Here is a 15114-nt window from a genome sequence, read left to right as displayed (position 1 = left end):
TGGCGGGCGCGGGGCGGGAGAGAAACCCCCGCCCCGCGCCCGCTTTTTGTCGCCTCAGGCCCGCGGGAACGCTCCAATCGACTCCGGATTTCATCAGGGTCGAACTCGCCCTCCCCCGGACGGGGGCAACCCCCGCGAGGCGAGGGGAGCCTCGGTGTGCCGCCCGAGGCGGGTGTCGGCGCGGTAAACGCGCGGTGTCGGCGGGGTGCTGCGCGGGCATCGTCCCCGCTGAAAAGCATAAGTGAGACCTTAGTTTTCCTAACCTTCACGTTACCTGCGGACACGGCGGTTTCTTTGGTCTTTAGAACCATTATGGGCGCCTCGAATGACGCGATGGACCGTCAGAATTAAGGCTGGTGTAACCGTCGCTGTTCAGGTCGCTCTCAGGTTGTCGTACGCGGTCGCAAAGCAGTGGTCGCCAGGCGCCGGGGGCGGAGGAACCATCGCGAGAGGAGAACCATGGATTCCCACCTGCCGCAGCGTTCGGCCAGCGCCCGCGCGCTCGCCGGGATTCAGCGCCCCGGGCGCCTGACCCGCGGGCTGCTCGGCGCGGGTGCCACCGTCGTGCTTACGGTCACCTCCGTGGCTGGCGCGGGCATCGCCGGTGCCCAGGAGGCCCCCCAGAACCCGGACGACGTGGCCGTCTCGACGACCGCGCCGGAGGGCGAGGGCGCCCCCGAGGTCGACCCGGAGGGCGGCGAGCCCGCCGAGGCCCCCGCCGCCGAGGCCATCCCCGCCGACGCGATCGCGCAGGGGATCATCACCGACGGCGCCCAGCTCGAGAACAACGAGGAGGGCGCGTCGACGATCTCCGGGCACGCGTGGGTCGTTAACCCCCGCCCGATCGGCTGGCTGACCACCAACTCCCGCCACGGCAACGAGGGCGCCCCCGCGGGCACCGCCGTCTACGCCCAGTGGATCGACGCCGACGGCTCGGTCTCGCCGGTCTACTCCGCCGCCGTCCACGAGCTGCCCGACCACGCCAACGGCGGCACCGGCGCCTTCGCCTTCAAGATCCCCGAGTGGACCGACGCCAACGGCACCAAGCACGTCTTCGGCTCCGACCAGGCCAACCAGCGCTTCCGCATCTGGGCCGACGACACCGTCAACCCCTCCACCGGCAACGAGCTCGTCCAGTTCCGCCAGTCCGGCGCGGGCATCCCCAACGCGTTCCGCAACTTCAAGCCCGAGATGACCAACGAGGGCGTCGTCAAGGACGCGCCGGGCAACATCCACCGCACCGCGCTGTGGTTCTACGAGAAGCCGGGCGACTACGTCTCCGCGGAGAAGCCCATCCAGCCCAAGGAGCCGCTGCTCGGGCCGATCGGCGACCTCATCCGCGGCAACCACTTCGTCGACGGCCGCGTGTGGATCGAGCGCGGCAACGACACCAACACCGCCAAGGCCTACAACGGCATCGGCGACCGCGGCGCGGACGGCTACACCGTGCACGTCTCGACGCTCACCCACGAGGGCTCCCGCGCCAACCGCATCCTCAAGGTGCAGGACCCGGCGAAGAAGGCCGAGCGCACCAAGGCCCTCCTCGAGGAGCACCCCGAGTACATCGCGGCGACCTCGAGCGCGAAGGTCGACAAGGACGGCAAGTTCCGGGTCCGCTTCCCGAAGAACACGGACTACAACCAGCACAACCTCTACATCTGGGTCGAGGACCCCGAGGGCAACGTCGTGCCCGGCTACAGCGCCTACCATCAGCCGGTCTTCAACGCCCCGAACTACAACACCCCGTGGCTGCCGCCGCTCGACCCGTTCGACGCGGGCGACCGCTGGCGCGACGTCCTGCGCGAGGGCATCGACATCGCCACCAAGGGCCCGGGCGTCATCCCCCAGAAGATCCTTGACCTCCTGAAGGACAAGGAGAACTGGAAGAAGCTGCTGACCAACAACATCAAGGACGGCGGCGGCAAGTGGATGAACGTGAACATCGCGCTCATCGACGCGCCCGGCACCGAGCTCTCGCTCGACCGCGACCACCAGGAGAACCCGGCCCGCCCGGGCGACGAGGTCTCCCTGTCGGTCGACGGGAAGCTCGCCAACCTCGAGAACTCCGTCGTCTGGTATGGCCCGGACGGCGAGGAGGTCCGCGAGTGCGGTGTCACCCCGGAGCAGGCCGGCGAGTGCGCCAAGCTCGAGGTGCCGAAGGACGCGGAGAACGGCGACGTCTACACCGCCGTGCTGCGCAGCGGCGACCACGTCGTCGCCGCGACGTCCTTCCTCGTCCAGGCCGAGCCGCACGTCATCGGCTACGACGAGCTGCGCATCGCCCCGGACGCCGAGGAGCGCACCGCGAGCGCCGAGCCGACGCTCACCACCGCCGACGGCGAGCCCGTCGAGGCCCACGAGGGCTCCACCTTCGCCTTCGGCGAGGAGCTGCCCGAGGGCCTCGCGGCGGACGAGGAGAACCCCAACGTCCTGCGCGCCGGCGAGCCGGAGGGCGAGGACGAGATCGTCCTCGAGCTCGACCCCGAGACCGGCAAGCTCACGCTCACCGCCGGGCCCGCCGCCGAGCTGCCCGAGGAGGGCCTCACCGTGCCCGTCGAGCAGCGCGGCCCGCTCGGCCAGCTCGAGGGCCAGGGCGAGGCGCGCGTCTTCGTCGCCCCCGCCGGCGCCGACGACGAGGGCGAGATCTCCGACGAGGTCGGCCGCCCGGTCTACGAGACGGTCATGCACGACCAGGACAAGGACGCCGAGGGCATCCAGTCCGGCACGCCGTTCTTCGTCGACGACGAGGGCGAGCTCGCCAAGGCCCCGGAGGACGTCCACTTCGCGCTCGGCGAGGGCGCCCCCGAGGGCGCCACCGTCGACGAGAAGACCGGCGTCGTCACCGTGCCCGAGTCGGCGCTGACCGGCGTCACCCTCAACGTCCCGGTGGTCGTCACCTCCGGCGCGGACGAGGACTACGAGGCGAAGGCCTCCGTGCGGTTCTCCGGGAGCCTCGGCGGCGAGACCGAGGAGCCCGAGCTCGAGGCCACCCTCGCGGAGCGCTTCCAGGTCGAGTACGACGACGTCGCCGACGGCCGCGACGAGGCCGACGAGAACGTGCGCCGCTCCGGCGAGCCCACCCTCGTCGAGCGCGAGGTCCAGCCCGACGAGCAGGACAACCCCGGCGACGAGGGCCAGCCCGGCGAGGAGCCGGAGGGCGAGCCCGAGCCCGAGGCCGTCTCCTACCGGCTCTCCGCCGGCGAGGAGAACCTCGACGGGACCGCCACCGAGACGGCCGAGTCCGAGGCCGTCGAGGCGCAGGTCAAGCCGGGCGCCCGCAAGGTCCCGGAGGGCACCCGCTTCGAGCTCATCAAGGAGACCGCCCCGAAGGGCGCCTCCGTCGACGAGAAGACCGGCGAGGTCACGCTCACCGGCGCCGCGACCGACACCGACGTCGTCGTGCCGCTCAAGGTGACCTTCCCCGACGGCTCCGAGACCGTCGCCGAGGTGCGCTTCCTCGCCCTCGACAAGGATGAGGACAACGAGGAGTCGGTCGCCAGCCAGCTCGAGGTCTCCTACGAGCCGGTCAAGGAGGACCAGGACGAGGACGCGAAGGGCGTGCAGTCCGGCCGCCCGGTCTTCGCCGACCGCTCCGGCAAGAAGGTCGAGGCCCCCGAGGGCGCCCGATTCGAGCTCATCGGCTCCTCCGCCCCGGAGGGCACCACCATCGACGAGAAGACCGGCGTGGTCACCCTGCCGGAGTTCCCGGCCGACAAGCCGGCGCTCGTCCCGGTGCTCGTGCGCTACGCGGACGGCTCCCACTCGCACGCCGCGGTCGAGTTCGCGGGCATCGAGCCCCAGCCGGCCCCGCCGCTGGTGAACCCCGACGACAAGCCGGGCCAGCCCGAGAAGCCCGGGAACGAGGGTGAGAAGCCCGAGGACAAGCCCAAGGACGAGGGCAAGGGCGGCGACGCCAAGGGCGACGGCGAGACCGAGAAGCCCGAGGGCAAGGACAACGGCGGCATCCCGGTCGGCCCGGGCGCCGACGACGCCGGCCAGGTCCCGGCGGAGCCCGACCCCGAGGCGATCGACCGCGCCGAGCAGGACGTCCACGAGCGCGAGGACGCCGAGGGCGAGAAGCCCGCGGGCCAGCAGCCCCAGAACGCCGCCCCGCAGCAGCAGGGCGCGCCCGCCCAGCAGCAGGGTGCCCCCTCGAGCCTCGCGTCCACGGGCGTGAGCGGGGTGCTCGCGATCGCGGGCGTCGGCCTGGCGGCTGTCGCGGCCGGCGCGGCGCTGCTCTTCGCTCGCCGGCGCCAGTAGCGCCTGACCCCAGCTAGGGGAACCCCAGATGAGGGCCCCGGCCGCAACCAGCGGCCGGGGCCCTTCTCGTCGTCCTCGGGGCCGTCGCGCACCCGGGCGGGCGGGCTCGATCCCGGTCGGCTCCGCCGCGGGCCCGCGGCCCAGGCGGCGTGGCAGAATGGCGCCATGAGCATTCTCTCGATCCAGTCGTCCGTCGCCTACGGCCACGTCGGCAACTCCGCGGCGGTGTTCCCGCTGCAGCGCGCCGGGCACGAGGTGTGGCCGGTGCACACGGTGAACTTCTCCAACCACACGGGCTACGGGGAGTGGGCCGGGCCGCTCATCCCCGCGGACGAGGTCACCGCGATCATCGAGGGCATCGGCAAGCGCGGCGCGTTCCCCCAGATCGACGCGATCCTCTCCGGGTACCAGGGCGGGCCCGATATCGGCGGCGCGATCGTCAAGGCCGTCGAGGCGATCAAGAAGGAGAACCCGAAGGCCGTCTACGCCTGCGACCCGGTCATGGGCAGCGACGAGACCGGCTGCTTCGTCGACGACTCGATCCCGCCGCTGCTGCGCGACACGGTCGTGCCGGCGGCGGACATCATCACGCCCAACCAGTTCGAGCTCGGCTACCTCACCGGCCACCCGGTGGGCGACCTCGAGGACACGCTCGGCGCCGTCGAGCGGGCGAAGGAGATCGGCCCGAAGACGATCCTCGTGACCTCGCTTAACCGCCCCGAGACCAAGGACGGCGAGGTCGAGCTGCTCGTCTCCGACGACTCGGGGGAGTGGCTCGTCGCGACCCCGAAGGTCGAGGGCGCGTTCAACGGCGCCGGCGACGTCACCGCGGCGCTGTTCACGGGCCACTACATCGACACCGGGGACGCGAAGGAGTCCCTCGAGCGCACCGCCTCGAGCGTCTATGACCTGCTCGCCGCGACGCGGGAGGCCGGCTCCCGCGAACTGAAGATCGTCGAGAACCAGGACGTCTTCGCCAGCCCGCGCCACCAGTTCACCGCCGTGCCCGCCGCCGCGCTCCGCGGGTAGGGGACCAATCGGCGCGCTATGCTAATCCCGCCGCGGGGCGCCGCGGCGGGACCGTCATTGTCAGGCTTTTCTAGTGCTAGTAGGTGAGTGAGGAATCGACTTCCGTGACACCCCCGAGGGCTTCCGCTCCGGGTTCTTGAGCTTCGTGGGCCGGCCGAACACCGGCAAGTCGACGCTGACGAACGCGCTCGTCGGCGAGAAGATCGCGATCACCGCCGACCAGCCGGAGACGACGAGGCACGCGATCCGCGGGCTCGTGCAGCGCGAGGACGCGCAGATCGTCGTCGTCGACACCCCGGGCCTGCACCGGCCCCGCACTCTGTTGGGCGAGCGCCTCAATGAGGCGGTCAAGGAGACCTACGCCGACGTCGACGTCATCGGCGTGACGATCCCCGCGAACGAGAAGATCGGCCCGGGCGACCGGTGGATCGTCGAGAACGTCCGCCGCGTCGCGCCGAAGACGACGCTCATCGGGGTGGTGACGAAGATCGACACGGTCTCCAAGGACCGCATCGCCGAGCAGCTCGTCGCCGTCCACGAGCTCTTAGGCGGCGAGTGCGAGGTCATCCCCGTCTCGGCGCGCAGCGGCGAGCAGGTCGACGAGCTCGCGGGGCTCGTCTCGGGGCTTCTGCCCGAGGGGCCGAAGTTCTACCCGGACGACCACGTCACCGACGACGACGTCGAGACCCGCATCGCGGAGCTCATCCGGGAGACGGCGCTTGGCGGGCTGCGCGACGAGCTGCCCCACTCAGTGGCCTGCCAGGTCGACGAGATCCTGCCGAGCCCCACCCGGCCCGGGGTGACGGACGTGCACGCCATCATCTACGTCGAGCGCCCCGGCCAGAAGGCGATCCTGAAAGGCCACCAGGACCGGCGGCTCAAGCGGATCGTCTACCTCGCGCGCCCGAAGATTATGGAGCTTCTAGGCGGCAACGTGTACCTCGACCTGCGCATCAAGGTCCTCAAGGACTGGCAGGAGGACCCCAAGGCGCTGGGCCGGCTGGGGTTCTAGCCAGGTGCGCCGGCCGAGCTACCGGGACCTCGCGCTGGTGACCCGGACTTATGACTTCGCCGAGGCCGACCGCGTCATCGTGCTGCTCACCCGCGACCACGGGGTGGTGCGCGGCGTGGCGAAGGGGGTGCGCCGCGCCCGCTCGCGCTTCGGCTCGAGGCTCCAGCTCTTCGTGGAGCTCAGCGTGCAGCTCTACGAGGGCAAGAACCTCGCCACCATCACCGGCGCGGACACCGTCGAGTTCTTCTCGACGCGCATCATCGGCGATTTCGACCGCTACGCCGCCGGCTGCGCCGCGCTCGAGGCCGCGGAGCGCCTCGCCGTCGCCGATTACGGCGGCGACCCGTTCTTCTTCGACGCCGTCTTGGGCTTCCTCTCCCGGCTGGCGGACCTGCCCGAGGGGGCCGACCCCACCCCGGGGCTGGATCGGGTGCTGCTCGAGCTCATGGGCCACTCCGGCTGGGCGCCGGAGCTGTTCTCCTGCGCGCAGTGCGGCCGCCCGGGCCCCCACCACGCGTTCCACGCGCCCGCCGGCGGGGCGGTGTGCGGGCTGTGCCGCCCGCCGGGCGCGGCGCGCTGCGAGGAGGAGGTCCTCCACGCCATGTGGCTGCTCGGCCGCGGCCGCGAGGAGGAGGCGTCAGCGATCCTCGACGCGGGCCGGGGCCGCGCCGCCGAGGCGCACCGGCTGGTTACCGCGCACCTGCACTACCACCTCGAGGGCTCGATCAGGGCGCTTGGCGCGGCGCGCGGCGCCTAGGTACCCGCCCGCCGCGCCCGGGTCGGGCGTGCGCCGCCGGCGGGGCGAGGTTTGGCAGAATCGGGTGGCGTGAGCGAGAAGCTAGTGCCCCCCGACTTGCCCCCCGAGCGCATCCCGCGCCACGTCGCCCTCGTCATGGATGGCAACGGCCGCTGGGCGAAGCGGCGCGGCATGCCGCGCACCGAGGGCCACCGGCGCGGCGAGGCCGTCCTCATGGAGGTCATCGACGCGTGCCTCGCCGCGGGGGTGGAGTACCTCTCGGCGTACGCGTTCTCCACGGAGAACTGGCGCCGAAACCCCGACGAGGTGCGCTTCCTCATGGGCTTCAACCGCGACGTGCTGCGCCGCCAGCGCGACGTCCTCAACGACAAGGGCGTGCGCGTCGTGTGGGTCGGCCGCAGGCCGAGGTTGTGGCGTTCGGTGATCCGGGAGCTCGAGGAGGCCGAGCGCCTCACCGCGGGAAACACCCGCATGACGCTGGCGATGTGCGTGAACTACGGCTCCCGCGCCGAGCTCGTCGACGCGGCCCGCAGGCTCGCCCGCGACGCCGCCGAGGGACGGCTGAGCCCCTCCCGCGTGACGGAGCAGACGCTGGCCGGCTACCTCTACGACCCCGGCATGCCCGACGTGGACCTCTTCCTTAGGCCCTCCGGGGAGCGGCGGCTGTCGAACTTCCTGTTGTGGCAGTCGGCCTATGCAGAGCTGGTCTATCAAGATAAGCTCTTTCCTGATTTCACCGCCGAGGACCTGTTCCGCGCGATCGAGGAGTACGCGCGCCGCGACCGCAGGTTCGGCGGGACGCGCTAGATAGGCCCGCCCGGCGCGGCGGCGGGCCGCCGATGGGAGGGGCGAAGCGCAGGTGGGCGAGAGGGACTCCGAGCTCGTCGAGACACGGCCGTCGGCCAAGCAGATCAAGAGGTGGCGCCGCTACCTCGCCGACGAGCGCGCCGAGGCGGCGCTCTACCGGGAGCTGGCGCGCAGCCGCTCCGGCCAGGAGCGCGACATCCTCTTGAAGCTCGCCGCGGCGGAGTCCCGCCACGAGGAGTACTGGCGCGACAAGCTCGGCGACGAGGTGGGCATGCCCATCGCCCCGGGGCTGGGCACGCGGTTTAAGGCGTGGCTGGCCCGCCGCTTCGGCTGGATCGTCGTGTTGGCGATGATGCAGAACGCCGAGACGCGCACCCCGTACCTCGACGACGACGACGCCTCCGACCAGATCGCCGCCGACGAGCGGATCCACGCGGAGGTCGTCCGCGGGCTCGCGGCGCGCGGCCGGGAGCGCATGTCGGGCGGGTTCCGCGCCGCGGTGTTCGGCGCGAACGACGGGCTGGTGAGCAACCTCGCGCTCGTGCTCGGCGTGCTCGGCACGGGCCTGCCGAGCGGGGTGGTGCTCGCCACCGGCATCTCGGGGCTGCTCGCCGGGGCGCTGTCGATGGCGGCGGGGGAGTACATCTCGGTGCGCTCCCAGGCGGAGCTCGTCGAGGCCTCCGAGCCGAGCGACGACGCGAGCGCCGCGCTGCCGGCCCTCGACGTCGACGCCAACGAGCTCGCGCTCGTCTACCGGGCGCGCGGCATGGGCGAGGAGGCCGCCGAGGAGCGCGCCCGGGAGACGCTCGCCGCGGTGAAGCGCCGCTCGGGCGGCGCGACGGGGGCGTTCCCCGGCGCGGGGCGCCGGGGCGGGGAGGACGCCCCGGCCGACGGGGCGCTCGTCGCGGCGGCGTCGAGCTTCTGTTGCTTCGCCTCCGGGGCGCTGTTGCCGGTGCTGCCCTTCGCGTTCGGGGCGGGCACGGGCCTCGGCGCGGTCGTCGCGTGCGTCGTCGTGGCGCTCGCGCTGGCGTGCACCGGCGCGCTGACCGGGGTGCTCTCCGGGAAGCCGCCGCTGCGCCGCGCGCTGCGCCAGCTCGCCGTGGGCCTGGGCGCGGCGCTGGTGACGTGGGTGATCGGCCTGGCCTTCGGGCAGGTGGCCGGCTAGGCGGAGGCCTCCCCGGAGTCGGCCTCGCCGTCGGCGGCGCGTTCCTCGGTCTTGGCCTTCTGGCAGGCGGGGCAGCGGCCGTAGATCTCCGCGTCGTGGCCGGTAAGGGTGTAGCCGTGCTCCTTGGCGACCTCCTCGGCCCACGTCTCCACGGGCCCGCCCTTGATCTCGAGGGTCGTGCCGCAGTCCACGCACACGAGGTGGTGGTGGTGCTGGTCGGTCATGCAGTGCCGGTAGAGGGTCTCGCCGTTGCCCATGCGCAACACGTCGACGGCGTCGACGTCGGCGAGCGACTGCAGGGTGCGGTACACGGTGGTCAGCCCGACCTTCGCGTCGCGGCGCTCGAGCTCGCGGTGAATCTCCTTCGCGGAGGCGAAGTTGTCTAAGTCGATGATCGTGTCGATGACCGCGGTGCGCTGGCGCGTGCTGCGGCTGCCGAGCTTGGGGATGCGTGCCTTCTGGCTCACCATGGCTGATCGGGCTCCTTTGCGCTAACCGTGATTTTCAGTTCGTTTTCACCTTCATTAAACCACGGGAGCGGACAAAACCCCAGGGCCGCGCGCGGCGGGGCGCGGCTCAGCAGGGCGGGCGCAGCGCGCCGGCCTCGGGGTCGGCCTCGGCCGCGGGCTCCTCGGGGGCGATCGCCGCGAGCGCCCCGGCGGGCCGGGCGGGCGCCTCGGGCGCGCCGTCGTCTTCAGCGGGCTGCGCCGCGGCGAGGCTGAGCTCGCGCAGCTCGATGGGGGTTTCGTCGCCGGTCTCGATGCGGCGTGCGAGCTCCGCGGCGAGGTCGATGAGCACGGCGACCTCGGGGCGGGCGAGCCGGTAGGAGACCTCCCGGCCGCGGCGCTCGGCGGCGACGACGCCGGCGGTGCGGAGGATCTTGAGGTGCTGGGAAACTAAAGGCTGGGAGCGCCCGAGCGCGGCGACGAGCTCGCGCACGACGTGGGGGCGCCGCCCGAGCAGCCGGCACAGGGTGATGCGCAGCGGCGAGTCGAGCGCGGCGAGAACGCCCGCGGCGCGGCACACCGCGGGATCGTCGAGTGGGGCGCCTGAACGCCCGGGATTCTCGGCGAAATGTCCTGCCATGTCGGTGCCCCTTCCAGTGCTCGAGTTGGCTAATTGTATAGCAAATACTAGTCAAAAAAGCCGCCTCGCCAGCACCGACCACCGCGCCTAGGCGCGCGTGTCGCGCGGGTGGCCGCCGGCCCGCCCCGGTTGGCGGGGCGCGGCCTGCCTGGCCTCCCGCCCGGCGAGCAAGCAATCTCACGGCGGGGCGGTGGCTGTCTCGTTCCTCACGCCACGTAGGATGAAAACCGTCGCGGACTCCCGACCCGGGCCCGAAGGCGGGGCTGGGTGCGAAGGGTCCGCGCCGAAGTCTTCTGCCGCACCCATGTCGTGAAGGAGCGCAACTCACCATGGCGAAGTCCTCGCTGATCGATACCGTTGTCAACCTGTGTAAGCGCCGCGGACTCGTGTACCAGGCGGGCGAGATCTACGGCGGCTCCCGCTCGGCGTGGGACTACGGTCCGCTCGGCGTGGAGCTCAAGGAGAACATAAAGCGCCAGTGGTGGCGCCACATGGTCACCTCCCGCGAGGACGTCGTGGGCCTCGATACCTCGGTGATCCAGCCGCGCCAGGTGTGGATCTCGTCTGGCCACGTCGAGGTCTTCACCGACCCGCTCGTCGAGTCGCTGCACACCCACAAGCGCTACCGCGCCGACCACCTGCTCGAGGCCTACGAGGAGAAGCACGGCCACCCGCCGGCCAACGGGCTCGCCGACATCAACGACCCCGAGACCGGGGAGCCGGGCAAGTGGACCGAGCCGCGGAACTTCTCCGGGCTGCTCAAGACGTTCCTCGGCCCCGTGGACGACGAGGAGGGCCTCCACTACCTCCGCCCCGAGACCGCCCAGGGCATCTTCATCAACTTCAAGAACGTCATGACCTCCTCGCGGATGAAGCCCCCGTTCGGCATCGCGAACATCGGCAAGTCCTTCCGCAACGAGATCACGCCGGGCAACTTCATCTTCCGCACCCGCGAGTTCGAGCAGATGGAGATGGAGTTCTTCGTCAAGCCCGGCGAGGACGAGGAGTGGCACCAGCGCTGGATCGACGACCGGCTCAACTGGTACATCGACCTCGGCATCAACAAGGACAACCTGCGCCTCTACGAGCACCCGAAGGAGAAGCTCTCCCACTACTCGAAGCGCACCGTGGACGTGGAGTACCGCTTCCACTTCACCGGCTCCGAGTGGGGCGAGCTCGAGGGCGTGGCCAACCGCACCGACTACGACCTGCGCGTCCACCAGGAGGGCTCCGGCGAGGACCTCACCTTCTTCGAGCAGGAGACCGGCGAGCGCTGGCTGCCCTACACCATCGAGCCCGCCGCGGGCCTCGGCCGCGCGATGATGGCCTTCCTCGTCGACGCCTACCGCGAGGAGGAGGTGCCCAACGCCAAGGGCGGCACCGACACCCGCACCGTGCTGGGCCTCGACTACCGGCTCTCCCCGGTCAAGGTCGCGGTCCTGCCGCTGTCGAAGAAGGAGCCCCTCGGCCCGCTCGCCCGGGAGATCGCCAACGAGCTGCGCGGCCTGTGGAACATCGAGGTCGACACCTCCGGCGCGATCGGCCGGCGCTACCGCCGCCAGGACGAGATCGGCACGCCCTACTGCGTCACCGTCGACTTCGACAGCCTCGAGGACGACGCCGTGACCGTCCGCGACCGCGACTCGATGAAGCAGGAGCGCGTCCCGCGCGCCGAGCTCGCCTCCTACCTGGGCGCGCGGCTGGCCGGATGCTAGCCGAGGACGCCTTCGAGGCGCGCTTCACCTCCTGGGGCAAAAGGCGCCGCCGCACCGCGCTGCTCGTCGAGTCCGGGCCCGCGGAGCTCGGCCAATTCGGCTCCGACGAGGCCACCGTCGCCGGCGAGGAGTGGACCCTCGAGCGCGGCGACGAGGGCGCGGCGATTACCCGCGAGGACGGCGAGGTGATGCGCCTGCGCGGCCGCCTCGGGCGGGACAAGGAGCTCGTCGCGGAGCTTCCCGCCGGGCGCTTCACACTCGTCAACGAGGCGCGCGGCGACTGGGTCGTCGTCGACGCCGAGGGCGCGAAGGTCGCGCAGTTCACCGGCACCGGCGGCGGGGTGCGCTCCGCCGTCCTCGAGCTCGCCACGAGCCCCGTCGGCGCGCCCTCCCCGGGCGCGGAGGGCCCCGCCACCGCGGAGGCCGCCGCCGGAGCCCGCGACGCCGCCGACCCCGCCGTGGAGAGCCCCGCCACCGTGGCGCTCACCGACGCGGACGTCGCGGCGCTCAGCTGGTTCGCGCGCCTCATCCTCGAGGCCCGCCTCGAGCGCTCCTCGACGGTGCTTATCGTCGTGCTCGTCGCCGCGACGATCCTCGCGCTGCTGACGTTCCTCCTCTAGCGGCGACACCTCGCCCGTGGGGGTAGATTGGTGCCCCAAAGGTCATCGGACGACGAAACCTCGCGCGGAAGGGAGGCGGCCGGCGTGGCAGAGAGGGCCGACCGGCAGGCCACCGGCTTCGACGGGGCGTGGCGCTGGGTGGGCGACGAGCTCGTCGACGAGCGCGGCGCCGTCGTCGCCCGGGAGAGCAACGACGTGCTCGTCGTCGCGGAGCAGCGCCTCCTCATCGAGCGGCTCAGCTCACGGTTCTCGGTGAAGGTGCGCGCGACCGCGGGCGACGGGCGGATCTTCCTCGCCGCGCAGGACGGGCTGACCGTCCGCACCCTTGCCGCGTCGTGCGACGGGCGCGCCTACGAGCTCGTGCGCCGCAAGTCGGTGGCCCGGGCGCGCACCATCCGCGCCCAGGGCCGCCCCGTCGCGGTCGTTAGGCCCACCCGCGCCGGGGTGTCCATCGGCGAGGCCGACCCCGAGGAGCCCACCGGCATGCCCGCCGTCGACGCGGCGTTCCTCTCCTGGGTGTGCCGCCTCGTCGACCAGCCGCGCGCCCTGCGCCCCGCCTGAGCCCGGCCCCGGGAACCGCTCGACGTGGCCGCGGCGGCAGGGCAGGCCCCGGTGACGGCGGTCGGCGACGAGAAATCCCCCGCCGCGTGGGCGGGGGAGAGGCGAAAGAGCTATTCGGGCGCGGGGAGCCTCGCTAGAAGCGGCCGCCGGCGGAGAATCCGCCGCCCCCGCCGCCGCCGAAGCCGCCCCCGCCGCTGAAACCGCCGCCGCCGAAGCCGCCGCCGCGCGAGCCGGAGCTCAAGATCCCGTTGACGAGCATCCCGGCGAGGAACGCGCCGCCGCCCCCGCCGCCGCTGGAGTGGCGGCGCCGGTAGTCGTCGACGTCGCGCTGCGCGCCCTTGCGGGCGGCGTCCGCGCGCTCCGCGGCGCCGCGGGCCTGTTCGATGGCCTGGCGCGGGTTGTCGGTGCGGCTCGCCTCGGCGTCCTCGAGCATGCGCTTGGCCTCCTCGAGCGCGGCGCGCGGCTGGCGGCCGACGATGCGGCCGCGGGAGGCGACGAGGTCCTCGGCGGCCTGGATCGCGCGGCGCGCGGCCCGGGCCTGCTTGCCGTAGAGCTCGAGCAGGCGGGCCTGGTCGGCGGTCTTCTCCCGGACCCGGTCGAGCGCGTCGTCGATGCGCGAGTCGAGCTCGGTGAGCTCGTGCATGGTGCGCAGCGGGTCGGAGCGGCCCCGCTCGTGCGCGCCGGCGAGCGCCTCCTTCGCCTCCGTGACGAGCCGGTCGAGGTCGTCCCAGTTCGCCTTCGTGCCGATCGCGTGGCCCTTGGAGCGCAGCTCTGCGGCCTCGTCGATCTCCCCGGAGATCTCCTCGATGAGATCGGGCAGGTTGTCCTCGGCGGCGTGGATGTCCTCGTCGGCGTTCTCGATCGCGGCGAGCATGCGCCCGGCGACCTCGACGGCGTGCTCGCCGTCGCGGATCGCGGTGACCAGGCCCTGCTGCTGGCCGGCGGGCTTGTCGGCGAGCGCGCGGGCCTCCTCGAGGTGGCGCTCGGCCTCGTCGAGCGAGCCGGCGGCGAGCGTGACGTTGTCGCTAATGGAGCTCAGCGCCTCGGCGGAGTGCTTCTCGCCGAGCGCGGCGAGCGTCTCCTCGGCGCGCGGCAGGCGGGAGCGCACGTCGATGGTGCGCTGCGTGAGCTCGGAGACCTTGGTGTCGGCGGTGAGCAGGATGCCGCGCATCTCCTTGAAGGCCTCGGCCTGCTTGTCGAGCTCGGCCTGGGCCTCCGCGCAGTGGGAGACGATCGCGGCGAGCATGTTCTTGCGCTCGCCCTCCTCGAGCGGCCCGCCGAGGCGCTCCTCGGTGTGGTAGGCGCGCCGCATGACCGTTGTGGCGCGCTCCATCGCGCGCTCGAAGGGGCGGGTGCGCTCCGCGCCGAACTCGGAGCGCGCGAGCCGAAGCTCCTCGTCCGCGAGGCGGATCGACTCGTCGGTCGCGACGACCGCCTCCTCGGCGAGGGTCTCGAGCGCGTGGCGCGGCTGGGAGACGAGCCGGGCGTGGTCGGTGGGCTCGACGCGGCGGGCCTGCTCGAGCTCGTTTTCCTCGCGCTTCTTGCCGCTGCGCCGCGAGTAGAGCCACAGGCCCCCGCCGCCGACGACGACGATCGCCCCGGCGCCGAGCACGATGCCCCAGCCGCCGCCGGAGCCGCCGGAGTTGCCGGCGGCCGCGTCGATAAAGGCGCGGGCCGCGCCGGCGAAGTCGTCGCCCGCGAGCGGCGCGGCGGTCGCCTCGTCGAGGCGCTCGCCCTCGGACTGGCTCCACTGCGAGCCCGCGGCGATGGCCTTGATGCGGTGCTCGACGTCCACGGCGAGCAGAGCGGTGTTGGAGCCGCCGTGCTCGGCCATGATCGCCTGGGAGATCTCCTCGTTGTTGCGCGAACCTAAGTCGTTGCTGAACACGATGAGCAGCGCGCGGCCGCTATCGGCCTTGAACTCGTCGATCTGGCCCTGGAGCTCCTCGATCGTGCCTGGGTCGAGGACGCCCGCCTCGTCGGCGATGTCGGTGGACGAGAACTCGAGGTTGGCGGCCGCCGCGGCGGCGTCGGGCGCGGCCTCGGCGGGGGCCTGCGCGAGGACGGCCGCGGGCTGCTCGGCGGCGATCGCGGGGGTGAGC

At 72.4% G+C, this 15114-nt stretch carries 12 protein-coding genes; 9 read left to right on the top strand and 3 right to left on the bottom strand.

The genetic code is table 11. The features are described from left to right. Positions 1-459 precede the first annotated feature (459 nt). From HMPREF9719_RS09580 to HMPREF9719_RS02170, 6 genes are all read left to right on the top strand, one after another. The gene (locus HMPREF9719_RS09580) at positions 460-4260 is read left to right on the top strand and encodes a YPDG domain-containing protein (RefSeq protein ID WP_004600333.1); all 3801 of its coding nucleotides are present in this window, start codon (positions 460-462) and stop codon (positions 4258-4260) included. 165 nt (positions 4261-4425) lie between these two features. Continuing rightward, positions 4426-5289 carry a pyridoxal kinase PdxY gene (gene pdxY, locus HMPREF9719_RS02190; protein ID WP_004600332.1) on the top strand — a complete coding sequence of 288 codons (864 nt, stop codon included), beginning with the start codon at positions 4426-4428 and terminating at the stop codon, positions 5287-5289. Between the two features lie 94 nt (positions 5290-5383). After that, a complete protein-coding gene (era, locus tag HMPREF9719_RS02185) occupies positions 5384-6301 on the top strand; it encodes a GTPase Era (RefSeq protein ID WP_038075032.1) in 918 nt (305 codons plus the stop codon). A gap of 4 nt (positions 6302-6305) precedes the next feature. Continuing rightward, complete coding sequence (recO, locus tag HMPREF9719_RS02180) at positions 6306-7058, top strand: DNA repair protein RecO (protein WP_004600330.1); 753 nt, start codon at positions 6306-6308, stop codon at positions 7056-7058. A gap of 69 nt (positions 7059-7127) precedes the next feature. Next, complete coding sequence (locus tag HMPREF9719_RS02175) at positions 7128-7865, top strand: isoprenyl transferase (RefSeq protein WP_038075035.1); 738 nt, start codon at positions 7128-7130, stop codon at positions 7863-7865. Between the two features lie 52 nt (positions 7866-7917). Beyond that, positions 7918-9030, top strand: coding sequence for a VIT1/CCC1 transporter family protein (locus HMPREF9719_RS02170; protein ID WP_004600328.1), 1113 nt, complete (start codon positions 7918-7920; stop codon positions 9028-9030). Here the strand turns inward: HMPREF9719_RS02170 and HMPREF9719_RS02165 are convergent. Next, positions 9027-9500, bottom strand: coding sequence for a Fur family transcriptional regulator (locus HMPREF9719_RS02165; protein ID WP_004600327.1), 474 nt, complete (start codon positions 9498-9500; stop codon positions 9027-9029). The genes HMPREF9719_RS02170 and HMPREF9719_RS02165 overlap by 4 nt on opposite strands. A 106-nt stretch (positions 9501-9606) precedes the next feature. Further along, positions 9607-10116, bottom strand: coding sequence for an ArsR/SmtB family transcription factor (locus tag HMPREF9719_RS09385; RefSeq protein ID WP_004600326.1), 510 nt, complete (start codon positions 10114-10116; stop codon positions 9607-9609). Positions 10117-10445: 329 nt separating this feature from the next. Here HMPREF9719_RS09385 and HMPREF9719_RS02155 point away from each other — a divergent pair, with 329 nt between their 5' ends. The 3 genes from HMPREF9719_RS02155 to HMPREF9719_RS02145 all read left to right on the top strand — a co-directional run bounded on the left by HMPREF9719_RS02155 (position 10446) and on the right by HMPREF9719_RS02145 (position 13012). Next, on the top strand, positions 10446-11831 hold the full coding sequence (locus tag HMPREF9719_RS02155) for a glycine--tRNA ligase (protein ID WP_004600325.1): 1386 nt from the start codon (positions 10446-10448) through the stop codon (positions 11829-11831). Next, positions 11825-12451 (top strand): hypothetical protein, encoded by a 627-nt coding sequence (locus HMPREF9719_RS02150; protein WP_004600324.1) that lies wholly within the window; start codon positions 11825-11827, stop codon positions 12449-12451. Before HMPREF9719_RS02155 ends, HMPREF9719_RS02150 begins: the two co-directional genes overlap by 7 nt. 84 nt (positions 12452-12535) lie before the next feature. Then, positions 12536-13012, top strand: coding sequence for a hypothetical protein (locus HMPREF9719_RS02145; protein WP_004600323.1), 477 nt, complete (start codon positions 12536-12538; stop codon positions 13010-13012). A gap of 133 nt (positions 13013-13145) precedes the next feature. Here the strand turns inward: HMPREF9719_RS02145 and HMPREF9719_RS02140 are convergent. Next, positions 13146-15114: TPM domain-containing protein (locus HMPREF9719_RS02140; RefSeq protein ID WP_004600322.1), on the bottom strand; the 1969-nt coding region annotated here is incomplete at its 5' end.

Source organism: Corynebacterium otitidis ATCC 51513 (assembly GCF_000296405.1).
Taxonomy (GTDB): Bacteria; Actinomycetota; Actinomycetes; order Mycobacteriales; family Mycobacteriaceae; genus Corynebacterium; species Corynebacterium otitidis.
The sequence above is the reverse complement of the archived record's forward strand: the minus strand, read 5'-3'. Positions and strand labels throughout refer to the sequence as shown.